Here is a 23,052-nt window from a genome sequence, read left to right as displayed (position 1 = left end):
AAGTTTGGGTGCGGATTAACTTGCAACGCTAAGCGCTGGTTCACCGTTTTTGCCAGTGTTTGGCTTAGCCGGGGCTGCGCTGCTGGCTTTCTTTGGGGCAAACCGCCCTTCTACTTCTGCACCTTGTTCAATGGTAAGCGCGTCATAATGTACGTCACCGTGAATTTTGGCACTGCGCAGGATAACCAGCTCGCGCGCAGAGATAGACCCTTTGACTGTGCCGGCCATACGGGCACTTTCAGCTTCGATTGCGCCCTCGATCATGCTGGTTTCGCCTTGAACAATAGAGGCGCAAGTGATGTCACCCGCGATCTTCCCGTCCACATGCAATTCCGTGGTAGCGGAGATATCGCCTGTAATCGTTACGTCGGATCCAATGACGGAAAATGTTGAGTTATTGGCCACAGACTTACTCGGCTGACTGACGCGCGGTGTCGTCGGTTCGGGCTTCTTTGAGAACATTGGGGGCTCTTTCCAAGAATGGGCGGGGGTTTACCGCGCGATCATTTATCCGCACTTCAAAATGCAGGTGCGGTCCGGTGCTGCGGCCAGTATTGCCAATCGCTCCGATCACTTCCCCTGCATCAACATATTGCCCCTCGGCAGCGGCAAAGCGAGACATATGTGCGTAGCGCGTCATCATGCCATTGCCGTGCGTAATTTCTACTGTCTTTCCGTAACCGGATTTCCAGCCAGAGAAGCTAACCTTTCCATCGGCTGCAGCGTAAATAGGCGCGCCATGTGGTCCGCGGAAATCAAGGCCGGAATGCATTGCCCCGCCGCCATTGAAGGGGTCGCGGCGATAGCCAAAGCCGGAAGAGATGTTCTCTTTTGCGGCTGGCGCGACCTGTGGGATCCCGTTCAATCCGCGTTCCAGTGCTGCCATCCGGGCCATACTGAGGCCAAGCCGCTCAAATCGGGGGTCGATCTGTCCGTTCGCGCCAGTAGCGAGTTGTTCTAACGGACCGCCCATGGCTTCCATATTGGCATTTGTGACCATTGCCTTGGGGTCAAGACCCAGCTTGCGGATCGCAGTTTCTGCGCGAGCGGCGCGGCGATCGGCAAAGCGCGTAAGGCGCTCAACAAATTTAAGCTGACGCGCTTCCAATTCCGCAAGGGCGGCCGCTTCAGGGATCAGCGCGCTGACTTTGGAAACAGTTTCATCAGCTTCCGTGCTGGAATCGGTCACTGTCTCGTCTGTGCGGACATCATCAGGAAGAGCGGAGTTGATCGCTTCCAAAAAGTCCTGGCGGTTGCTCAGATCATCCATGACCTTGCTAATATCGTCAGAATATTCGGCAACGCGTTCTTCCGCAGTGGCAATTTTGGCTTCACGCTCCAGCAACGAGCTCCGGTCTGCCTGAGCGCGATATTGGCTCCAGGCCATAACCGCCATTGATATTGCCCAAGCTAGCAGTGCCGCAACAATGACAGCTGCGGCAATTTTTTGCATGGTGGATGAGATTTTGATGAATCGGACTTGGCCTTGCGACCGCATGAAAAACTCGCGGTCTGGAAACCAGTCGGCCAAGCGGCTTGTCCATCCGCCGGCAGATAATTCGTTGTCCAAAAAGCTTCCCCGTGACCGATTCTTTTCTTCGATCGTGCGGCTACCATGCGAATCGCCGGTCGTCGAATCGGTTTACCTTTTGATTACGCCGAGCTGACGGAGTCGCGCGGTGAAGTGATGTCTGGGCGTTGAATGCAAGTGATTTTGCCTTCTTCACGGTCGATTTTTAAGCTCCATGATCAGCCAACAGGGCGCTGACGTGGCCGAATTTCGCTGCTAAGCGTAGCCTATGACTATCCATCCTGATCAAGAGCGCTCTCCTGAGAGTATCGTCCTGGATTGTGCGCAGCGCGCTCGCGCCGCTCAATTACCGTTGGCGGCATTAAGTGACATCCAGAAAGCTGAAGCGTTGCACGCCGCTGCTGCGTCTTTGCGCCGATCATGCGGACCTATTTTGCAGGCCAATTCCTGTGACATAGACGCAGCCACATCAGCGGGTTTGTCTGCTGCCATGATCGATCGCTTGCGGCTCGATTCTGACCGATTAGAGGGCATCGCCAAGGCTGTTGACGCTGTGGCAGATCTGCCTGATCCGGTTGGCCAGATTATAGATCAAAGCACGCCCCCAAATGGCCTGCAGCTCAGCCGCGTTCGCGTACCAATTGGCGTGCTCGGCATTATCTATGAAAGCCGTCCCAACGTGACGGCGGATGCGGCTGCATTATGCGTGCGTGCAGGGAATGCAGTGCTGCTGAGGGGCGGAAGCGAGGCCGTGCACTCTAACACCGCGATCCATGCGGCGTTTGTGGAAGGTTTGGTAGCAAGCGGCGTTCCGGCAGATGCAGTGCAATTGATCCCGACACAAGATCGAGCGGCGGTTGGCGCGATGCTGGCGGCGGCGGGGCTGATCGATATGATTATACCGCGAGGAGGCAAGGGGCTGGTCGAACGCGTCCAAGCCGATGCGCGGGTGCCGGTTCTCGCGCATCTCGACGGTATTTGTCACACATATTTGCACAGCGCCGCCGACACGGCGATGGCGGGTGACATTGCATTTAACGCGAAAATGCGCCGGACAGGTATCTGCGGTGCGATGGAAACTCTTTTGATCGATGCGCAATTTAGCGCGTCGGCTGCCGTTCTTGGCCGCTTGCTTGATGCCGGCTGTGAAGTGCGCGGTGACGCGCGTGCCCAAGCATTGGATAGCCGGATTGTGCCGGCCGGTGATGCCGATTGGGGCACTGAATATCTCGAACCAATCGTGTCCGTCCGTATCGTGGATGGCTTGGGCGAGGCATTGGCGCATATTGCGGAACATTCTTCCCATCATACTGACGTGATTGTGACCTCCGACGATGCGGCGGCAGAGCAGTTCTTGAATACGGTCGATTCGGCCATCGTTATGGTCAATGCATCTAGCCAATTTGCCGATGGCGGGGAGTTTGGACTGGGTGCCGAGATCGGTATTGCAACGGGCAGATTGCACGCGCGCGGGCCTGTCGCTCTTGAAGGGCTGACGACGTACAAATGGTGCGTGCGCGGCTCGGGTCAGGTGCGGCCTTAAGATGCGGATTGCCTTACTTGGCGGCAGCTTTAATCCAGCGCATGGCGGCCACCGGAAAATCACTCGATTTGTGATAGAATCGTTGGGTTTGGACGAGGCCTGGTGGCTCGTCTCCCCGGGTAACCCGTCGAAACCAAAGGCTGGAATGGCGCCGCTGTCAGCCCGCGTCAAATCAGCAGCCGTCCAAGCCCGCCGGGCACCGATACGGGTGACAGCGATCGAACAACAGATGGGGACGCGGTATACATGCGATACGTTGGCAGCGTTGTCGCGCCGTTATCCAAAGCATGAATTCGTCTGGGTAATGGGGTCAGACAATCTGGCCGAATTCCACCGATGGCGGCAGTGGCGGACAATCGCACGGACAATGCCGATTGCGGTTGTGGCGCGCCCGGGCTATAACAGCCACGTTATTGCGAGCCCAGCAATGGCGTGGTTGCGACGATACCGTGTCGGATCAGATTTTTTTCAGAGCAGGGCCAATTGGAGCGCACCGGCACTGGTGACATTACGATTCGATCCCGATCCACGATCCGCGACGGCAATTCGCCGCGCTGATCCAAATTGGGCGTCCCGAATTTCGGATAGTGCAACCCGCGACCAAGTTACTCACCAGCTCATAACAACCGACGCGCCTCAAGGATCTGCATTATGATTGCTGCGGCTGTATCCTTTTATTTGAACGAAGACACATCATGCATACAGGAGTATCGGAAACGCCTATGACTCAGGCGCCAACACCCCCCCAAACGGATGATCAAGGCGCTGAAACGCTCCAAGTCATTGCAGAGCCTGGCACACCGCTGGCCGTGGTTCATGATCAGCTTGATCAGGATCAGGCACAGGACATGGTCACGATCCCTCTTGCTGGTAAATCCAGCATTGCCGACCATATGGTCATTGCCTCCGGTCGCTCGACACGGCAAGTCGCGGCGATGGCTCAGAAAATGGCTGAACGGCTCAAGAAAGAAGGCCACGGGCCTGTGCGTCTTGAAGGGTTACCTGCTGCCGATTGGGTATTGATTGACGCTGGTGATGTGGTTGTCCATCTGTTCCGCCCTGAAGTGCGCAGCTTCTATAATCTGGAACGTATGTGGGCATTCGGTGATGCACCGCCCGTGGCAACGGGTTCCGCATAACAAAGCTTCAAAGGCTCAATGGACGGGTGAACGACAATGCTATTGCACGTCATTGCGCGCGGTAAGATTGCCAGATCACCTGAGGCCGAGTTGGTCAGCCGTTATCAAAAACGGATCACTTGGCCCCTAAAGCTCACAGAACTCCCCGAAACTGGTGGCCGTATTCCGCCGCCCCAAACGCCTGTGCGGACAGTCTTGCTGGACGAGCGCGGCAAACAATTTGGATCGGAAGCATTTGCCGGCCTTATCGGTGATTGGCGCGATAATGGTGTGCGGGAAACGCGCTTTGTCATCGGTGCTGCGGATGGTCATACAAAAGCAGAGCGGGAGAATGCGGACGTTCTGCTGGCCTTTGGTCAGGCCACATGGCCGCATTTATTGGCCCGTGCGATGGTGTTGGAACAGATATACCGCGCAACCGCGATCCTTGCCGGCCACCCCTATCATCGGGCAGGGTAAGCTATGCGCCGCACATCATTTATTGCCGGATTAGTTTCGGTCGGCGCTTTTGCCGGGACGGTTGTCTGGGCCCAGCAAGGCGGCACAGTGGGCTCTGCGTCAGAAGCCCGCGACGCGTTGCAGCGCGCTTTGGCGGAAGCGAATGCGGCCGATATTCGCGGCAAAGAGCTTGAGGAAAAAGCGAGGCAAGCCAGCGATGCAGCTGAAAAGACAGCCCGCGAGGCGGCCGCACTTGCTGCACGTATTCAACAGGCTGAAGCTGACATAGCCGCAGCCGAGGCCCGAATTGCGATCATTGATGGCGAGCGGGCCAAGCTTAGCCGCCGGTTGGCAGAGAGGCGCGAGCCATTGGTCAGGCTAACCGGCGCATTGCAAAAAATGGCGCGGCGCCCTTTGGCATTGTCTGCTCTCAAACCTGGCAGCATCCGTGAGACAGTCTATCTTAGGGCGATGCTGGAAAGTACCATACCGCAAGTCCGTGATAGGACCGCTGCCTTGCGAGCAGAAATTATCCGGGGCCAGCAATTGGAGCGCGAGGCGCAGCAAGCTTTGGCCGCCTTGCAGAGTGGTGAAGCCGAACTGAGCACTCGGCGATCACGGCTCGTCACTCTTGAAACGCAGCAGCGGCTGGTTTCAAGGCAGACGGGCGGTGAGGCGGACAGAGAAAATGAGCGTGCCTTGGCTTTGGCCGAGGAGGCGCGCGATCTCGATTCTCTGGTCGATCGGTTTGATGCTGAGGCGGCCACCCGCAAATCGCTCGCTGAGCTTTCCGGCCCTGTTCTACGTCCGGATAGTCCGAGCCAGAGCATTGCCGCAGCCGGGCCAGCGCCGACGCCAGCCTCAACCGGGCCTGTCGCAGGTTTTCAGCTGCCCGTCTCGGGCCGTACTGTTGCAGGTTTTGGCGGTACTGGTGAAGGCGGGGTTCGCAACAAAGGTATTTCTCTGGCCCCGCGCGGCGGCGCTCAGGTTATCGCACCAGCTGAAGGGCGTGTGGCGTTTGCCGGGCCATATCGCGGCTATTCCAGAATTGTCATTCTGGAACATGAGGGCAGTTGGACCAGTCTTGTCACGGGCATGGCCAGAACGGACGTGAATGTCGGAGACGAGATTGTTGCCGGTGCCCCTTTAGGCGTGGCCGGTATCGAAGGCCCGGTTGTGACGTTTGAACTACGCCGTGATGGCACGCCGGTTAATCCGCTCGACTATATCCGCTAACCGAAAGGTTTGCTGTGTCGTTCGCCCCGCTCTGGGACGGCTGCGCAATCATCATCTGGCGTTCAGACGTATTGCGCGATACACCATAGGGAATTGAGAGGTTTTCGTATGAAGTTCGCTGCCCTTGCCCGTTCCGCCGCCTTGGTTACCGCCGTGGCTCTTATTCCTGCAACAACGGCTGGTTTCGCGCAGGTAGATGGCCGCGTCGGCCCCGAGTTCTCGAAACTTTTCGCGACCTATCAGCAAATCAAGGCCAATTACGTCGAGCCTGTTGATGATGAAAAACTGATTCGCGGTGCAATTGATGGCATGTTGGCATCGCTCGATCCCCATTCCGGCTATCTGGATGGGTCTGATCTGCAACGCTTGAACACCATGATCGACGGCAATTATTCCGGTCTTGGCCTATCGGTGGTTATGGAAGATGGGGCTGTAAAAGTGGTCTCGCCATTTCGCGGAAGCCCGGCTGAGGATGCCGGGGTGAAAGCAGGCGATTACATCACGCATCTTGAAGGCAAATTGATCTACGGCGGTGAGCTGGATGAAGCCGTTAGCCAGATGCGAGGGCCTGCGGGAACCTCAATCCGCTTGACGATATTCCGCACCGGACGGGAAGAACCCTTCGACGTTACGGTAAAACGCGGTGTTATCGAGCTTGAGCCCGTCACGCATACTCTCGAGGCTGGAAATATCGGCGTTATTACGGTCAACGAATTCTCCCGCGATGTTGGCGCCGATGTGCTTTCAGCCTGGCAAAAAATCCAGCGGGAGGCGGCCGGCCGGGTGGCTGGTTTGGTCCTCGATTTGCGCTCCAACCCGGGCGGTTCGCTCGATGAGGCTGTCGCTTTGTCTGACCTGTTTCTGGACCGTGGCCGGATCGTTTCACAACGAGGCCGCGCCACGGGTGAGACCATTTTGTATGATGCTGAATCAGTATTCCGCGGCGAGATCGCGGAAGACCTGCCAATGATTGTGTTGATCGATGCGGGATCTGCATCGGCATCCGAAATTGTTGCAGGGGCGCTGCAGGACCATCGCCGTGCGGTGATCATGGGAGATCAGAGTTTCGGCAAGGGTAGTGTTCAGACATTGCTACCTTTAACTCGGAACAGCGCGCTGAAGCTTACAACCGCTCGGTATTACACCCCTGCCGGTAAGTCTGTGCAGGAGGGCGGGATTACGCCGGATATCAAAGTTCCGCAGCTTTCCGATCCCGACCTTGAACGCCGTGCAAAATTCCAGATGCGCGAATCCGATTTGCGCGGTCATCTGGTGAACGAGCTGGCTCTGGAAGACAAAGCGTTGGAAACCGACAAGCTCGACGATCCCCGCTTCCAACTGACGGCGGCGGAGCTTGAAGCGCAGGGTGTGGAGGATTTTCAGCTGCATTATGCGCTCCAAACCTTGCAGCGCACCACGCCAAATGCGGTTGCACGCGCTCGATAAAGGCCTAGTTAGATGGTATGGTTTTAACCCCGACCGCAGACTTTGCCTCACGCCGTGCCACAAGCCTTGCTCGGCGTATCGCTATTGCGGTTCCAGCCTTGCTGCTGGGCGGCGCCTATATTTCCGAATTGGGCTTCGGCTTGTATCCCTGTGAGATGTGCTGGTGGCAGCGCTGGCCCCACTTCGTTGCCCTAGGGTTTGCGGCGCTGGCCCTTTTTGTTCCGCTACCGCGGTTGTGGATCGTACTTGCAGCCACTGCGATGCTGGTATCCGGCGCAATCGGCGGGTTCCACGCCGGTGTCGAATATGGCTGGTGGGAAGGAATTACCGGCTGCGCAATGACCCTATCCGGCAATGGCGCAAGCGCGCTTGATTCGGTGATGAATGCGCCGATGATCCGCTGCGATCAGGCCCCTTGGGATTTGTTCGGCATAAGCTTGGCTGGTGGGAATTTCCTGATCTCAACCGGAACAGCGGTGGTCGTTGCTGCGTTAGTGTTGAAACCGGCCGTGAAGGAGACTGTGTGATGGACAAATCGGAACTCGATCGCATGATTCGGGTCGACCAAGCTGGTGAATTTGGCGCCACGCGAATTTATGCCGGGCAATTGGCTGTTATGGGCGACCGGCATCCACTCTCCGCAGAAATCACCGCTATGGCTGCACAGGAAGATGTGCATCATGAGAAATTTAATGCGCTGATGGCGGAGCGGGGCGTTCGGCCCACGGCGCTGCACCCGTTTTGGTCGGTGGCCGGTTATGCATTGGGCGCGGGGACCGCACTGCTCGGCCCGGAAGCGGCAATGGCTTGTACTGCTGCGGTCGAGACCGAGATCGACAAGCATTACTCGGACCAGTTGGACGCATTGGCCGAGAATAATGCGGATCCTGAGCTATCGGAAATGATCGAAGAATTTCGGGAAGATGAGCGTGAGCACCGTGATGCCGCTTTCGCTGCTGGTGCGGAAAAAGCCCCTGCCTATCCATTGCTGTCGGGAGTAATACGGCTTGGCTGCCGGGCGGCGATCAAGATTTCCGAACGCATCTAAAGCTTCATCCCTTATTCACAGCGAATTGTGCTAAGGGTCCCCAATCAGTAATTTCTACGGATAGTCACGATGAAACGCATTATCGCCTCCCTTTGCCTTGCAGGCTCCATGGCCATCGCCGCGCCTGCCTCCGCACAAGAAGAAGTCAGCGACAATGTGTGCATGGCGATCGTGTATGGTGATGATGAGGCACCGCAGTGTGACGAAAACGAGATTGTTGTGGTTGCGCGGTTGCCGGAAGGTGATCGCTACCGCATTCCCGAGACACTTCGCTTCTCCGACAACCCGGAAAACGAAGCTTGGGCGAAGAGAGTAGAATCGCTCGAGATGGTGGGGGCATTCGGGACGTTGTCGTGTTCGACTGCGGGCGCGGGTGGTTTCACCGGCTGTACCCAACAATTGCTCGAACAAGCTTATGGCGAAAAACGCGAAGATTCTAATGTCCGATTTAGTGAATTGATCGCTGCTGCACGCGCCGACCGGATGAGCGAGATCGACGCATTGGCTGCGGAAGAGCAGGCCCGTGTCGAACAGATAGAGAAAGAATATATCGAGCGGCTGGAGCGAGAGCGTGCAAGTGAAATACCGGACGGCGCTGAGAGCGAATTGCCTTCACCATCTGGGAATTAACCCCGGATAGGAGGAATTAACCTTCCTGCGCTATAGGGCTGGCTATGAGCAAGCCCATCAAGATTTTGTCGATTTTCGGCACTCGTCCCGAAGCCATTAAGTTCTTCCCGCTAATCCACGCATTGGACGCAGATCCGCGGTTTGACTCGCGCGTGTGCGTGTCTGGCCAACATCGCGGAATGCTGGATCAAGTGCTCGAGATAGCGGATATTGTCCCGCATCATGATCTAGACCTTATGCAGCCTGACCAGACGCTGGATAGTCTGACAGCTAATCTTTTGACCGGTATCGGTAAAGTGCTGGATGAAGAACAGCCGGATTGGGTTGTCGTTCAGGGCGATACAGCAACGGCTATGAGCGGCGCTCTTGCTGCCTATTACCGCAAAATCCCGGTGGCTCATGTCGAGGCGGGTTTGCGCAGCGGCAACATCCACCATCCTTGGCCAGAAGAGGTGAACCGCAAAATTGTCGGTAGCTTTGCGGCCTTGCATTTCGCCCCGACCGAAACAGCCGCCAATGCTTTGAAACGCGAAACGATCGATCCGGCGACCATCCATGTCACTGGCAATACAGTGATTGACGCGCTCCATTGGATTACGGCCCAGATCGAAAACCGTCCGGAACTGGCTGCTAACCTTGCTGATCTAGAAACGCGTTTTTCTGGCAAACGTATTATCGGCGTAACCAGTCATCGGCGCGAAAACTTTGGCGGTGGGATGGAAGCGATTGCAGACGCCATTCGCCAGATTGCCGTGCGTGACGATGTTGCGATGATCTTCCCCGTCCATCTTAACCCGAACGTCCGTAAGGTTATGAACGCCGAGCTAGAAGGCCTCGACAATGTGGCCTTGATTGAACCACTCGATTACCCGCATTTTGCCCGTCTGCTGGATATTTGCACATTAATGCTCACCGATAGTGGCGGCGTCCAGGAAGAAGCTCCGGCGCTGGGCAAGCCTGTGCTTGTGATGCGGGAAACGACTGAGCGGCCAGAAGGTGTCGAGGCGGGAACCGCGAAGCTGGTGGGAACCGACACTGATATGATCGTCGAAGAATGCTTTAAGCTGCTCGATGATGAATCCGCTTATGCCGCTATGTCGACAGCCCACAACCCGTTCGGCGACGGCAAATCCGTGTCACGGATTGTAGAGGCTTTGGCTAAATCCTGAAATTTGGGTGCCGGTCAGCAGCGTTACCGCAATATTTACTAACTACCTCTAATGCCGACCCATAGAAACTTACCTATGGAATGATCATGCGCGGCGACAACAAACCTACTACTTGTGTTATTGGCCTTGGCTATATTGGACTTCCGACCGCCGCTATTATTGCGCGGTCCAACTGTCCGGTAACGGGGATTGATGTCTCGCAGGAGGTTGTCGATACGATCAATCGCGGTGAAATCCATATTGAAGAAGTCGATCTCGACGGTCTTGTTCGCGGGGTTGTTCAGCGCGGTACCCTCAAAGCATCGACCCAAATTGTTCCAGCAGATGTGTTCGTCATTGCTGTCCCCACTCCGTTTGAAAAAGATGGTAAGCACACTCCAGACACCTCTTACGTGATGTCTGCGGCGACAGAAGTCGCGGGTGTGTTGAAACACGGCGATACGATTATCCTTGAATCGACGTCGCCTGTGGGAACCACAGAAGCCATGCGCGATATGATTGCCGGGCTTCGACCCGACCTCAAAATGCCTGGAAAAACGGACGGGACTCCCGATGTCTCCATCGCGTATTGCCCGGAACGCGTTCTTCCGGGTAAAATCTTGGAAGAGCTGACGCATAATGACCGCTCAATTGGCGGAATTACGCCGCGTTGTGCCCGTAAAGCGCTAGCTTTTTACAAGCAATTTGTCCGCGGGACCTGCGTAACAACAGACGCCCGCTCAGCCGAAATGACGAAGTTGGTCGAAAATGCCTATCGTGACGTGAATATTGCGTTCGCCAACGAACTGTCGATGATCTCGGATGCAATGGATCTTGACGTTTGGGAAGTGATCAAACTTGCCAACCGTCACCCACGGGTCAACATTTTGCAGCCTGGACCTGGCGTTGGCGGGCATTGTATTGCCGTTGATCCATACTTCATCATGCACGGCGCCCCTGATCATTCGCCGCTCATCCGCACGGGCCGTGAAGTGAATGATGGCAAGATGCATCATGTGGTGGAAGCAGCCAGCAAATTGATTGAAGACAATCCGGGCGTGCCTGTCGCTTGTCTCGGCCTTGCTTTTAAGGCCAACATTGATGATTTCCGCGAAAGCCCCGCACGGTTTATTGCAGGTAAGATCGCGCGCCAGTTTGGCGAACGGGTGAAGATTGTCGAGCCCTATGCAAGCGCGCTTCCAAAAGAGTTTGATAACACTGGCGCGGAGCTGGTGGATATCGATTTTGCGCTTGAAAATTGCGGTATCCTGATCGTTCTGGTCGATCATGACATTTTCAAAGTTGTACCAGCGGAAGAACGCTCGACCGCTCTGGTGTATGATACGCGGGGGATCTGGCCTGATGCCGGCTCTAAGGCCGTCAAGCCGAGCTTGCGACTGGCGAGTTAACGATAGCTAGACGCCGTAATAGGCGCGATACCATTCAACAAACTGCCGGATACCCTCTCGGAAATCGGTTTGCGGCTGATACCCCGTTAGGCTTTTGAGCAGTTCCGCATTTGCCCATGTTGCAGGCACGTCGCCCTTCTGCATGTCCATATAATTGCGCTTGGCTTCTTTGCCGCATTGACGTTCGATCTCGTCGATAAAGGCGGTCAGTTTCACCTTATCGCTATTGCCGATATTGACGACCCGGAATGGTGCGACCGGCGAGAGGCTGTCCCCTTCGGCAATATCGTCTTTGCTTGCGGGCCGTTCAGGAGCTGCGTCGATCAGCAAGCGGATGCCGCGCACCAAGTCAGTTACAAAGGTGAAGTCCCGGTACATCTCGCCATGATTGTAAATATCAATCGGTGTGCCTTCGAGAATGCCTTTGGTAAATTTGAACAGGGCCATGTCAGGACGGCCCCATGGCCCATAGACTGTAAAAAAGCGGAACATCGTCGTCGGCAAGTTCCACAAATGGGCATAGCTATGCGCCATCGATTCATTGGCTTTTTTGGTGGCTGCGTAGAACGTCATGGGCGTTTCCACCCGCTCCAGTTCGTCAAACGGCATTTCTTCATTTGCGCCATAGACAGAGCTTGTGGAGGCCATCAACAAGTGGTCGACGCCCAACTCGCGAGCGCATTCCATGATGTTAAAAGTGCCAACAATGTTGGCGTCCAAATAGGCCCGCGGATTTTCGAGACTATACCGGACGCCGGCTTGGGCTGCCAAGTGAACGATGACGTCAGGCTTTTCGGCCATCATCAATTTCTGCAATGCCTCAAAGTCTTCCAGCATGCCGATATGGGCGCTGAAATGCTCGTTTTGCAGCAGCATTTGGTGCCGGCGTTCCTTAATCCGGACGTCATAATAGTCGGTCATTCCGTCGAAGCCGATGACCTGGAACCCTTCTTTCAGGAGCAGGTTGGACAGGTGAAAACCGATGAATCCAGCAGATCCGGTGACGAAGACTTTACGCATGGGAATGAAGCTTTCACATTTCGTTGTATTATAATCGAGAACCATGGCACTGATGGTCGGCGCGAGGGCTTTGCGGGTCTTAATCAGAAGCGACGGGACAATCCGCCACTAACCAAGACTTTGCTAAAAAACAAATGATTGCATATATCCGTCTACAGGACGTCGACCTATAGGAAGAGACCGGTTTCACCAAAAAGCGATGTATGCGACACAATGTCGTTGACGTGGGAATCGACCTTTTTTGCTGAGCAAACAGGAAGCACAGAATTGTCAAAAATAGCTATCATTGGCCTAGGGTATGTCGGTTTGCCATTGGCTGTAGAGTTTGGAAAGAAACGGACAGTTGTCGGCTTCGATATCGATGGCGATCGAATTGCAGCGCTCAATCGAGGTGAAGACTCCACCAGAGAAACCGATGCCCAGGATTTTGCTGACGCAAAGCACCTCACGTTTACAGACGATCTGGAACACCTCCGCGACTGTTCTATCTACATCGTTACGGTACCAACCCCAATTGACGAGCACCGGCGTCCGGATCTGACACCTTTGCTGAAAGCCTCGGAAACCGTCGGGAGGGTGCTGGGCGCTGGTGATATCGTGATCTACGAGAGCACAGTTTATCCTGGGGCCACCGAGGAAGACTGCGTGCCAGTTCTTGAAAGCGTTTCAGGGTTGAAGTTCAACACAGACTTCTTTTGCGGTTATAGCCCGGAACGTATTAATCCTGGAGATAAGACACATCGACTGCCGACGATCACCAAAGTGACGTCGGGATCGACACCCGAAATTGCCGATCAAGTGGATGCTCTTTATCAGGAAATTATTACTGCAGGCACCTTTAAGGCGGAGTCGATCAGTGTCGCAGAAGCCGCGAAGGTGATCGAGAACACCCAGCGCGACCTCAATATTGCTCTGGTTAACGAGCTGGCGATTATCTTCGACAGGATGGATATCGATACTGCTGCCGTGCTGGAAGCTGCTGGTACCAAGTGGAACTTCTTGCCGTTCAGACCGGGGTTGGTAGGTGGCCACTGTATTGGCGTCGATCCTTATTACCTGACCCACAAGGCCGAGGCCTTGGGCTATTATCCTGATGTGATTCTTGCGGGCCGCCGGACCAATGATGGGATGGGTAATTATGTGGCGCAGCAATTAGTCAAAGGGCTGATCAGAAAGAGAATTCAGATCAACGGCGCGCGCGTGTTGGTTTTGGGCTTGGCGTTTAAGGAAAACTGCCCTGATCTGCGCAACACCAGAGTGGTCGATGTAGTCCGAGAGTTAGACAGCTTTGGGATGCAAGTGGACGTCTATGATCCGCAAGCGAATGTGGACCAGGCGCAGCATGAGTATGGCATCGAATTGATCGAGGCGCCGGTCGTTGGATCCTATGATGCAATCGTATTGGCCGTCGCGCATAACGAATTTCTCGCTTTGGGTGCGGAAGGTATTCAAGCCTTTGGAAAGCCGCAAAATGTTTTGTATGATTTGAAGTCTGTATTGCCTCTCGACGCATCAGACCACAGGCTATGATACTGGTCGCTACCGAAAGTCCGTGCGCTTATCGGCGGTGCAGAAGGGGTTTCAATCGTCGAAGTACAGTCGCAAACATGATGGTTATATCAAAGCACAGGCTGGAATGCCGCTGATAGATAAGGTCAATTTTGGCTTTTTGCGGCACGCAAATGCGGCAATAAATATCTTCCGCCTCAGAAGGATCGCTCGTGTCTTTTAGCAGCCATTCTTCATGATGATGATACAAAAGCGATGCCAGGCCAGTTACCCCAGGCCGATTGCGCAACACTTTTTCATATGTGTCATCACACATTTCAACATAGCGCCGCAGCGGAGGCCGTGGACCAACAAAGCTCATGTCGCCTTTTAAGATGTTCCACAGCTGCGGTAGCTCGTCGAGCCTACTACTGCGTAGCCATTTACCCAACGTTGTGACACGGCTCTGATTGTAGCCGCCAGTGGCTCTTAGGCTGTCAGATGAACTGCGCATCGTCCTGAATTTTACGAGCCTAAACGATGTGGTGGGCGTTTTCATACGCTCGGAAATATATAATACGGGCGCGCCGTCAAAAAGGATGACGAGAATGGTGATGCTCAGCAGAATGGGTGCTGCTGCGATCAAAATCAGTATCGCGACAATGATGTCAAAAGCGCGTTTCATTGGCGTCATGGTTAGATCACGCTTCAAGCCGTTGGCGATAATAGTGTCCCAAAGCCTTGATAACGGTATCCTGATCGAAATCGGATACTGCCATCTCTCTGCCTTGTTTGGCGAAAGCGGCGTATAGCTCGCCGTCAGTGGCAAGTTCGACCAGTGCATTGGCCAATTCTTCGGCATTGCCCGGCTCCACCAGAATACCGGTTTCCCTATCGCGGACCGCGCAGTCAATTCCGTAAATTCTGGACGCGACGGTGGGTTTGCCCATTGCCGCCGCTTCGATCAAAATAGACCCGAACCCTTCGCGAAAACTGGGCAGCACAATGACGTCTGACAACGCAATATAGTGTTCTGGATTGGCAGTGTATCCGCGTGTGGTGAGGCTGGATCCGATCTTCTGCTTTAGTATAGGCTCAATGTCGGCTTCGTCTGGACCGACCAAAACCAACCGTAAAGGTCTGGCGATACGTTTCTGAGCGATCTCAAACGCTTCGCCCAGTATTAATAAGCCTTTGTCGATATTCATCCGGCCAAGAAACATGATAACCCATTCATTTGCGGCGTTATCTATTTCGCCCAACAATTCAGCCTCCTTTTTGACGGCTGGATGAAAGCGGCTAAGATCGACCCCGGATATGGAACCAGCGCCAATCACGGCGCCCTGTTCGGAAGTAAGAACCCCCTCTGTTCGTAAAAAGTCGAGCTGCGTTTGACTGTCAGCCAGCTGTGATGTTGACAGGCGTGCTATAAACCAGTCAATATACTTGAATATCCATCGTGATAGACCCGTCCGCGTTGCCCAAACCTGCCCCTGAAAAGTATGTACCCGCTTCGGCACTCTCACTAAGGCGCTGGCCAGCATTCCTAACAGGCCACCTTTGGGCGTGACAGTCTGCACCAAATCTGGTCTTTCTTTGCGCAATTCTTGGCATAGGGCGATCAGCGCTCTTAAATCCGCCAGTGGCTCAATGCGTCGCCGCAGTGGCAATTCCACGATACGGCAGGGCACATCCAGCGTTTTCAGAAACTCTGGATCGTCATTCCCGACATACACAATGATCGAAAATTCTTCGGCCAGCTTGTGAATTATGGGGATCCAAAAGAACTTAAAATTGACCACGGAATGCATGATCACTGCAATGGTTTTCTTATTCTTCATTGTGCTCACAACATTCCCATAGATTTGGCGAGGTTACTTTTCGTTAGACCCACTCAGCTCCACAGAGCGGATTTTGTCCAGATCCCGCTCAAATTGGTCAATCAGATATTGCTCCAGAGTGCCGCTAGACCGTCTGCGGATCAGAGCGTCAAATCGGCCAGAAGCAATGATCCCGTTTAAAACTATACTCTTAGCGACGGATTTCAGGATGTGGCGCGCTTCCCAAAGGTTGCGCCTATATTTCCATAGCGTTCGGCGGTCGACCCGATATGATCGGAATAGCTTATCGGGGGTTACGCTATCCAATTCGCGTACATAATAAAGCGCCTCTGGAATAATCTCTACCTTCAGATCTTGGGAACGGCTGGCTCTCATCCATAGATCATAATCTTGAGCGATCGCCACGTTCTGATCATACGGATGTTCGAGCATCCAAGACCGCCGGGCCATCACCGCCGCATGGACAATCCCCGCCCCGCGTTTCGCTGCCAGATGCTCGCGCTTGATGGCTGTGTCAAAATGCCATCGTTTGCCGACTGGCCGATCTTCAGCATCTATCGAGAGTAAACCGCTCGAAACGAAATCAAGGTCTGGTCTGGCGGTCAACAGCGCCAGCTGCTTTTCTAGCCTGTCAGTTGCCATCAGATCATCGGCATCCATCCGGGCAATAATGTCACAATTGGTAATCTGTGTTATCTGATTGAGTCTGGTTGCAAGCTTCCGATTATGTCCGTCAGAAATGACTTTCACTCTGGGGTCGCGGATACTTTCGGCAATCTGCAATGATCTGTCGGTAGATCCATCATCTACTAGGAATAGTTCCCAGTCCTGATGGGTTTGGGCGAATACGGATTTTATAGCATCGAGCAGATACTTCTCGGCGTTAAAGAATGGAATTCCAACGGTAATTTTCATGTCAGCAGACCCGTATCACTTCCTTCGGCAGAACCACAAAATTGCACTGGATTAAAGCCGGGCTGCATAAGGAATATATCCACCTATCTGACTGATGAAAGCGATATAAAATACCAATCCTGAAATGACCGAGACGATTAAAAAGAATGCCTGATTTTTTGAGTTCGTCTGGGACATGATCAGCAAAGGCCAGATAAAAATGAGTGCCTGTAGCGGGTAAATGGCCATTCTGGTTATCTCGACGTACAGGCCGGCCATCGTGACGGTCAGATAAATCAGCGTGCCCAAGATAACCATCGCCAAGAGCTTGTCATAATCCGGCCACACGGCTGCTAGGACAAAGGATCGAACGGCAGCAAGGCCCACCGATGATAGAACGAAAAAGGCGGTCAGCAATGTGGCCCCAGTTTCATTCCGCTCGGCATAAGTCTCATAGCGCTCGTTCAACAGACCTGCGAACCTAAACACGTCTTCTGGGAAAAATGTAATGAGAGTGCAGGCGATTATCATACTGCCAACCGTGAGCGGCGAGACACCCCTGCGAAAAACGAAATATAGAGGAATCATGACCAGCGCAGAAACATGGAATGTCCCGGCAAGAAGGCATAGCAATGCGTAATGCCAAAATTTACCGCGGAGCAGCTGGGGTACGGCCAGTATGAACACTGCCGCCGCCAAGCCCTGACGCAGACCATTCATATGGAACAGGAAAAATCCAAGCGCGATTAACAGAAAAAGAGATAAAGCGGGGTTGGCAGAATAGCGAATAATGGAATGGAAATAGCAAGCCACCACGATTGCCGATACGACAACTAAAAAACCGGTCACTTCAAACTGCAGGGCCAATGCCACAGCATAGACTGCTTTAACGCCTATTTCGGCAGAGCCCCTGACATCCCATATTTGCAGCTGCGACTGTAGAAACTCATATCGTGAAACATAGACTTGCGTATCTGCGCCCACTTCATTTGCGCGAATGCCTGCAAAAATGACCAGCATGACCAAGGTCAGCAACCAAATTGCCGCGCTAGGACGTGCCGCAACCCTCGGCGATTGGGCAGCAAAGGCCAGAGCGGTCATACCGATCAATAGTGCAAGATATGGTAGCATTGTCAGCCGTCAGAAGCTTGTGCAGGTTTACTGGCCTGCTCCAGCGAAGTCAGAATAACTTCCCTATGCGCCGCGCAGCGAATAACATTCATCGCGATCATTTTTTGCTTCCGAGTATACAGAAGCTTGACCAAAAGCCCTTTCAATAGCTTATTTATCCGCGTTGCCCATAACCCCAACCCAAACGCATGGGGCAGATTCTGGTTGCCGAGCGTCGCGCAAAATTGCACCCATTTTTGTTCTATAACAGCTGGATCGGCGGCCAATTGGGATCTTTGATTGAGCTGTGTCAGCACCAGTTCAGCCCGATTTGGTGGAAGCAAATCCACCTTCCCGTGCGTGTCAGAACCGATTGGAAGTAATTGCACTTCACAACTTGCTTTGGCTGACTTTTTGGTCTTGGAAATGGTTATTGAAACCGCCAATCCCTCGTTCCATTGATCGTTATGAGGGCGGTGACCGTAAACGGCATTGCCCTGCCCATATAGAATTTGCCCACCCTGATAGTGTTCCAGGGTGCCGATCACGTGACTATGCTGGCACAGTACCAAATTGGCGCCATTGCGGATCAGCGCTCTGCAAGTGTTTGCCAATTCGGGGCTGGGGAAGGCGTAGTCTTCGATCCCGCCATGATAGAGAACGACTGTAAAGTCGCATTCTAGAGCGCAGTCTCTAATGCGCTCTAGATCAGTCAACGGGTCAAAGATGTGCGCGCCTGCACACGTGTCACTGACGGCGTTGAATTCTCGTTCAGCGACCGCGATTATGCCGATTTTTAGACCATTGTTCTCAATGACTCTTGGTGCTGCAGCTTCATCCGGAGATGCGCCGCCGCCAACCGGAGCGACAGAGGCATTACGCAGTGCCTCGACTGTTTCCAATACGCCATCACTGCCGCAATCTTGAATGTGATTATTGGCAATGCCCAGAATATCAAATCCGGCGCGCGACAAAACCTGAGCATCGGTTGGCTTTGCGCGCAATATCGGCCCTGTCTTTACCGCATCCAGGGCTGCCAATGACAATGCGCATTCCAAATTCCCGACCGTAACATCCGCAGTTTGCAGCAGGGGGAGTAACGTGCCGAAGATTGCTTTTTCGTCACCACTATCAAATAACGACCGAGTGCCTTCCGCGGGACAGATATCGCCAAGGATCAGGATGTTCACCGAATTTCCCACTGGATATGCGCTCCCAAATTAGCGCTCATAACCGCGCCATGCGTGTTCAACGATTTTGACACTCGTCTCAATCGAGAAGCCACTGTTTTGGAATGCTTGATCAATTTGAGCACTGTCTACCGGGTCTCGGACAGATGCCTGCATAATCGCGTCTGCCCACATTTCTGTATCATATTGCTCGACAAAATCCACCAAGTTTAACCCCATATCAACCGCTGGGGGGAAGCCGGTCGATAGCACACACGCCTTCCCGGCGGCCTGTGCTTCTATCGCTACGATTCCAAAGCCCTCTTTGAGAGCGGGGCTGGCAAACACATCAAAGCCTGCCATCTGGCCCGGTATGTCGCCGCGTTCGCCCATCAAATAAACACAGTCTTCCAAGCCATCAGCGGCGATAGCAGCGCGAATTTTGTCTGCGTAATCGGATTCAGCCTCCCGTCCGACAATGCGCAGTTCAACGGCCGTGCCCCGTCTGCGCAACAGGCTGCATACCGCAATCAGAAACAGCACATTCTTATGCCGTACTATCCGCCCCACCGTGCCGATTACCAGCGGACGCGGCTGGTCGGAGGCGGCTTTGTTTGTAATCGCCCCCGCCTTTTGCATTGCCATGATGTAAGGCGAGACATTGATGGCATTTGGCACGATTGCCCGGTGCTGCTTCCTGAGTGAGAAGGGCAAGAAAAGGCTTTTGAAAGCGGGCTTGGAACACGCCCAAAGATGCGTCGCGAGAAAGGTAAATAACACTCGGCTGATCAGCAATTCAAGCTGTGCCAAAATTCGGTAGCGCCATGTCCCGCGGAAAGTGATTTCCGCATGGGAGTGGACAATTATCCTAGGTATCTTGTGAAGAGCGGCGGCCACGGCCACCAACCCGCTTCGGGCGTTCAAATGAATATGAATGACGTCTGGGGTACCATGTTGGGCGATATGGTCCTTAAACGCTTCTAGATAGGCCAACACACCGCTCTGCATGGGAGTGGTGATGGGAGCTATTGCCCCTCCAAGCGCCTGAATTTCCTGATCAAAATGGGCAGAACCGGCTAAGTAGCTGTCCCGACAATGTACCAGAAACGTAACATCGATATCGGCGCTTTTGTGGCGCATCAATTCCATGATCATCACCTCGGCGCCGCCCATCTCCATAGGTCCGATTGCGTGCCAAACTTTGAGGTGATCCGATGGCATGATTACGTGTCTGAGCGGCGGACCGCACGAACATATAGCCGCTGGCATTGCGCCTCTGAGCCGCAGTAGAACAAATTTGATTTATAATATTTGAACACGCGACTCAAAAGGCCATCGTGGTTTAGGATAAAGAGCTTGTTGGCAAGAATTCTGTTCAGCCATCGTCTTTTCTTAGAAATCTTCTCAAATGGTATCACTTCCTCGACAGTGAAAAATTTCTCAAGCTCGGCCCGAATAGTCGCGGCATCAAAGTGTCTAAAGTGATGCGGATCGGTCGGCATATTAACGTGCGGCACAGTCAGATGCAAAACTCCGTCCGCGGCCATTAAATCTTTGACGCTATGTAGAAAGGCCTCTCCTTTAGCCGGTTCGATGTGTTCATAGACCTCCATCAAAACAGCTACGTCGAAGGAGTCCTTGCGGGGGTCTGCGATCAGGTCACACGCGACAAATTCGATACTGCTGCGCGCATTCAATGCCTTAGCGAGCCCTATGGCTCTTTCGGAATAATCAATCCCGGCAACGCGCGCATATGGGAAGCACCGGGCAAGTTCTGAGGTGAGACGACCGTCACCGCACCCGATATCCACTATGGAAACCCGCTTTTTCTCTTTGCCGATTCTCTCCAACAGAAAGTCGATCGCGGAGGCATAGTTGAGATGCCAATCATAAAAACGCGCAACCCCAAATTTCGGCGGAATGCCGGTGAGGTAGTGATATGGAAAATCATACCAACTCTCCTGGACGAGTTGTTGTTCTTGCATGTTGTCAGACATTGTTCATCTCATTTGCAGAAGGGAGGCTAAGCATATCACCACACGTGAAATCAAATTGATCCGGTCTAAAGTCAGGCAGGCCGCTGGCAGGGTAAAAGGTAAGTTCCCCGAAAAACAGCCGATCATCGACATCATAGAAATCCACCCGCACAAATGGATGCCCCGTTGCCAGTTTCTGTGCCAGTTTCACCATTTCGTCTAACGTACCGGGCTTTGGAATGGTAATATCTGACCGCGGGGTCAAATCCTTTCCGAAAGGTAGTAATTCCCAATCCACACTATAGAAATTCTGCGCATGCTCAGCAGACGCCCGGCCCGAATTGGCTTGAATAAACTCAGCGATGCCGCCGAAACAAAACACCTTGTAATCGCGAAGGCCGCCGCTGGAATCTTCCAGATATTCTTCAATCACTAGCCTTCTGGGGATGTTCTTATATGGCCATTCCCGACCGTTCCAGAATATCCCCTGCTGCAGCCAGCTGGCAAGCCTCACTTTGGCCGATTTCACGTCGAGAGACCGTTTGTCTTGGCAAATCAAATTCCAGCCACTGGCATGGGCCGCTTTCACCACAAATTGGTTGGGTAGGGCACTGAAATCAATGTCTTCGACCGACGATACGCAGGCCAGTTGCTCATTCAGCAAATGTCCGTATCCCTTATCTGTCAAGTAGGTGCGCACCTCGTGTTTGTCAGCCAAGATGGTCTGCACCGCAGGTCGATAATTCAGCTTAAGCCATTGCATTTTCTCGCTGAACCGAACGGGGTTTTCCAAGTCAGGTTCTCGGCCGGCATAGCGTTTATACAAGTGGATGACCGCTTGCCGATCATCGAATTTGCGCAGGTTTATGGCTGCCCGCAATCGCAACCAGTTCATCCAGCATAGATAGAGCCATGTCTGCTCATTCTTCTTGGCAACCAGCCACTCGCGGGCGCGGTGTATCAAGTTGCTCATGCCGTCACAGCAATCTTGGATAGCCAACGGTAAAGCTGCCGGGTATTTGTCCAAAGTGCCAGAGCCAGTTTGGCACTGGTCTGGCCGTTTAGGGCCTTGAAAAAGGTTCTGGCCCGCCAGCGCAAAGGCTTGTTTGATCGAATATATTCTGTGTGGGTGGCAGAATATCGGTTGGTAATCATATCCAGCACCCTTGGCTTCAAGTCAGGGTCGATGATGTCATATACACCGGCCCATGCCTCAAGCTGCCGCTGCACAAGGATATCTCCATAGACCTGCTCCAAGCCGGAAGTGCGCAAATATTCCGCCACTTGGTCCAGAATATGGAAATAATCAGCCCGCTTCCAGCTAGTTTTGGCTGTCGTGGCATTGGGCTGCTGCCTGTAAAAAACCAGCCTCTCGGAAACCAAAGCAATTTTGTTAAGTGCAGTCATCTGCACCCAATGCGGAGGGACGTCTTGATATGTCAGCCCATTTGCAAATTGGATCTTGTGCTGCAGCAGTGCATCGCGCCGTATCAGGCGTGTCCAAGCGAATGCGGGAAGCGCCAACAGAGCGGAGCGGTCATCACCATCTATTGTCGCCAAGCGGGAACTGGTGCTGGAGGTACTGATCGCGGTTTCATCTGAAAATGTTGTAAAGTCCCACAGGACCATATCGGCATCGGCTGCTTGGCCAGCACTGACCGCTTTTTCGAGCATATCTTTACGGAAGATATCGTCACCATCAAGGAACGTCACCCAATCGCCGCGCGCGATCACAATCGCATCGTTGCGGGCTGCCGCCAGCCCGCCGTTTTGCGACTTAAATACCAACCGAATACGGGTGTCTTGGTCAGCATAATGCTGCAGAATCTTGCGCGTATTGTCGGTTGATCCATCGTCGACGATAATGAATTCAAAGTCCGTGAAACTTTGGCTCAGTACGCTCTCAACGCTGGCTGCGACATATGGAGCCACGTTATACGTCGCCATAGTTACGGATATTGTGGGAGGCGCGCCAGCTATCGACAT

The 23,052-nt window shown here is 53.6% G+C and carries 24 protein-coding genes; 12 read left to right on the top strand and 12 right to left on the bottom strand.

Annotated elements, in window-relative coordinates:
* Window positions 1–15: 15 nt before the first annotated feature.
* Both HKD42_RS11140 and HKD42_RS11135 read right to left on the bottom strand, forming a co-directional pair.
* Window positions 16–462, bottom strand: a complete 447-nt coding sequence (locus HKD42_RS11140) for a bactofilin family protein (protein WP_170013355.1) — start codon at window positions 460–462, stop codon at window positions 16–18.
* Complete coding sequence (locus HKD42_RS11135; RefSeq protein WP_281356514.1) at window positions 410–1,570, bottom strand: M23 family metallopeptidase; 1,161 nt, start codon at window positions 1,568–1,570, stop codon at window positions 410–412. The genes HKD42_RS11140 and HKD42_RS11135 overlap by 53 nt, the downstream gene beginning before the upstream one ends.
* Before the next feature lie 229 nt (window positions 1,571–1,799).
* On the opposite strand from HKD42_RS11135, the gene HKD42_RS11130 reads away from it, so the two are divergent.
* The 11 genes from HKD42_RS11130 (at window position 1,800) to wecC (ending at window position 11,568) form a co-directional block, all read left to right on the top strand.
* Entirely contained in the window at window positions 1,800–3,074 is a 1,275-nt protein-coding gene (locus HKD42_RS11130) for a glutamate-5-semialdehyde dehydrogenase (protein ID WP_170013353.1), read from the top strand.
* Window position 3,075: 1 nt separating this feature from the next.
* Window positions 3,076–3,729 carry a nicotinate-nucleotide adenylyltransferase gene (locus tag HKD42_RS11125; protein ID WP_170013351.1) on the top strand — a complete coding sequence of 218 codons (654 nt, stop codon included), beginning with the start codon at window positions 3,076–3,078 and terminating at the stop codon, window positions 3,727–3,729.
* Window positions 3,730–3,796: 67 nt separating this feature from the next.
* Window positions 3,797–4,213 carry a ribosome silencing factor gene (gene rsfS / locus HKD42_RS11120; RefSeq protein ID WP_170013349.1) on the top strand — a complete coding sequence of 139 codons (417 nt, stop codon included), beginning with the start codon at window positions 3,797–3,799 and terminating at the stop codon, window positions 4,211–4,213.
* A gap of 36 nt (window positions 4,214–4,249) precedes the next feature.
* Window positions 4,250–4,672 carry a 23S rRNA (pseudouridine(1915)-N(3))-methyltransferase RlmH gene (locus tag HKD42_RS11115; RefSeq protein WP_170013347.1) on the top strand — a complete coding sequence of 141 codons (423 nt, stop codon included), beginning with the start codon at window positions 4,250–4,252 and terminating at the stop codon, window positions 4,670–4,672.
* A gap of 3 nt (window positions 4,673–4,675) precedes the next feature.
* On the top strand, window positions 4,676–5,887 hold the full coding sequence (locus tag HKD42_RS11110) for a murein hydrolase activator EnvC family protein (protein ID WP_170013345.1): 1,212 nt from the start codon (window positions 4,676–4,678) through the stop codon (window positions 5,885–5,887).
* Between the two features lie 108 nt (window positions 5,888–5,995).
* Window positions 5,996–7,333, top strand: a complete 1,338-nt coding sequence (locus tag HKD42_RS11105; protein WP_170013343.1) for a S41 family peptidase — start codon at window positions 5,996–5,998, stop codon at window positions 7,331–7,333.
* Window positions 7,334–7,350: 17 nt separating this feature from the next.
* Window positions 7,351–7,860, top strand: coding sequence for a disulfide bond formation protein B (locus HKD42_RS11100; RefSeq protein ID WP_170013341.1), 510 nt, complete (start codon window positions 7,351–7,353; stop codon window positions 7,858–7,860).
* A complete protein-coding gene (locus HKD42_RS11095; RefSeq protein WP_170013339.1) occupies window positions 7,860–8,381 on the top strand; it encodes a demethoxyubiquinone hydroxylase family protein in 522 nt (173 codons plus the stop codon). Before HKD42_RS11100 ends, HKD42_RS11095 begins: the two co-directional genes overlap by 1 nt.
* Window positions 8,382–8,450: 69 nt before the next feature.
* On the top strand, window positions 8,451–9,011 hold the full coding sequence (locus HKD42_RS11090; protein ID WP_170013337.1) for a hypothetical protein: 561 nt from the start codon (window positions 8,451–8,453) through the stop codon (window positions 9,009–9,011).
* Window positions 9,012–9,055: 44 nt separating this feature from the next.
* On the top strand, window positions 9,056–10,180 hold the full coding sequence (wecB, locus tag HKD42_RS11085) for a non-hydrolyzing UDP-N-acetylglucosamine 2-epimerase (protein WP_170013335.1): 1,125 nt from the start codon (window positions 9,056–9,058) through the stop codon (window positions 10,178–10,180).
* A gap of 86 nt (window positions 10,181–10,266) precedes the next feature.
* Window positions 10,267–11,568, top strand: coding sequence for a UDP-N-acetyl-D-mannosamine dehydrogenase (wecC, locus tag HKD42_RS11080; RefSeq protein ID WP_170013333.1), 1,302 nt, complete (start codon window positions 10,267–10,269; stop codon window positions 11,566–11,568).
* A gap of 6 nt (window positions 11,569–11,574) precedes the next feature.
* Here the strand turns inward: wecC and HKD42_RS11075 are convergent, their stop codons facing one another.
* A complete protein-coding gene (locus tag HKD42_RS11075; RefSeq protein ID WP_170013331.1) occupies window positions 11,575–12,588 on the bottom strand; it encodes a GDP-mannose 4,6-dehydratase in 1,014 nt (337 codons plus the stop codon).
* 213 nt (window positions 12,589–12,801) lie between these two features.
* Between HKD42_RS11075 and tviB the strand changes: the two genes are divergently transcribed.
* Window positions 12,802–14,118, top strand: coding sequence for a Vi polysaccharide biosynthesis UDP-N-acetylglucosamine C-6 dehydrogenase TviB (gene tviB, locus HKD42_RS11070; RefSeq protein WP_170014067.1), 1,317 nt, complete (start codon window positions 12,802–12,804; stop codon window positions 14,116–14,118).
* Window positions 14,119–14,146: 28 nt separating this feature from the next.
* Here the strand turns inward: tviB and HKD42_RS11065 are convergent, their stop codons facing one another.
* Genes HKD42_RS11065 through HKD42_RS11025 form a run of 9 tightly spaced genes read right to left on the bottom strand, consistent with a single transcriptional unit; the run spans window position 14,147 to window position 23,052 of the window.
* Entirely contained in the window at window positions 14,147–14,761 is a 615-nt protein-coding gene (locus HKD42_RS11065; RefSeq protein ID WP_281356513.1) for a sugar transferase, read from the bottom strand.
* Between the two features lie 16 nt (window positions 14,762–14,777).
* Window positions 14,778–15,917, bottom strand: coding sequence for a glycosyltransferase (locus HKD42_RS11060; protein WP_170013327.1), 1,140 nt, complete (start codon window positions 15,915–15,917; stop codon window positions 14,778–14,780).
* A 33-nt stretch (window positions 15,918–15,950) separates the two neighbouring features.
* Window positions 15,951–16,832, bottom strand: a complete 882-nt coding sequence (locus HKD42_RS11055) for a glycosyltransferase family 2 protein (protein WP_170013325.1) — start codon at window positions 16,830–16,832, stop codon at window positions 15,951–15,953.
* Window positions 16,833–16,883: 51 nt separating this feature from the next.
* Window positions 16,884–17,912: an EpsG family protein gene (locus HKD42_RS11050; protein ID WP_170013323.1), complete on the bottom strand. Its 1,029-nt coding sequence runs from the start codon at window positions 17,910–17,912 to the stop codon at window positions 16,884–16,886.
* A 32-nt stretch (window positions 17,913–17,944) separates the two neighbouring features.
* Entirely contained in the window at window positions 17,945–19,111 is a 1,167-nt protein-coding gene (locus HKD42_RS11045; protein WP_170013321.1) for a CapA family protein, read from the bottom strand.
* 30 nt (window positions 19,112–19,141) lie between these two features.
* A complete protein-coding gene (locus tag HKD42_RS11040) occupies window positions 19,142–20,311 on the bottom strand; it encodes a glycosyltransferase (protein WP_170013316.1) in 1,170 nt (389 codons plus the stop codon).
* A gap of 2 nt (window positions 20,312–20,313) precedes the next feature.
* Window positions 20,314–21,087 (bottom strand): class I SAM-dependent methyltransferase, encoded by a 774-nt coding sequence (locus HKD42_RS11035; RefSeq protein ID WP_170013314.1) that lies wholly within the window; start codon window positions 21,085–21,087, stop codon window positions 20,314–20,316.
* A complete protein-coding gene (locus HKD42_RS11030) occupies window positions 21,080–22,039 on the bottom strand; it encodes an ATP-grasp fold amidoligase family protein (RefSeq protein ID WP_170013312.1) in 960 nt (319 codons plus the stop codon). The genes HKD42_RS11035 and HKD42_RS11030 overlap by 8 nt, the downstream gene beginning before the upstream one ends.
* Complete coding sequence (locus HKD42_RS11025) at window positions 22,036–23,052, bottom strand: glycosyltransferase family 2 protein (RefSeq protein WP_281356512.1); 1,017 nt, start codon at window positions 23,050–23,052, stop codon at window positions 22,036–22,038. The genes HKD42_RS11030 and HKD42_RS11025 overlap by 4 nt, the downstream gene beginning before the upstream one ends.

Source organism: Pontixanthobacter rizhaonensis (assembly GCF_012972675.1).
Taxonomy (GTDB): Bacteria; Pseudomonadota; Alphaproteobacteria; order Sphingomonadales; family Sphingomonadaceae; genus Pontixanthobacter; species Pontixanthobacter rizhaonensis.
Note: the sequence above shows the minus strand (reverse complement) of the source record. Positions and strands in the feature narration are given on the sequence as shown.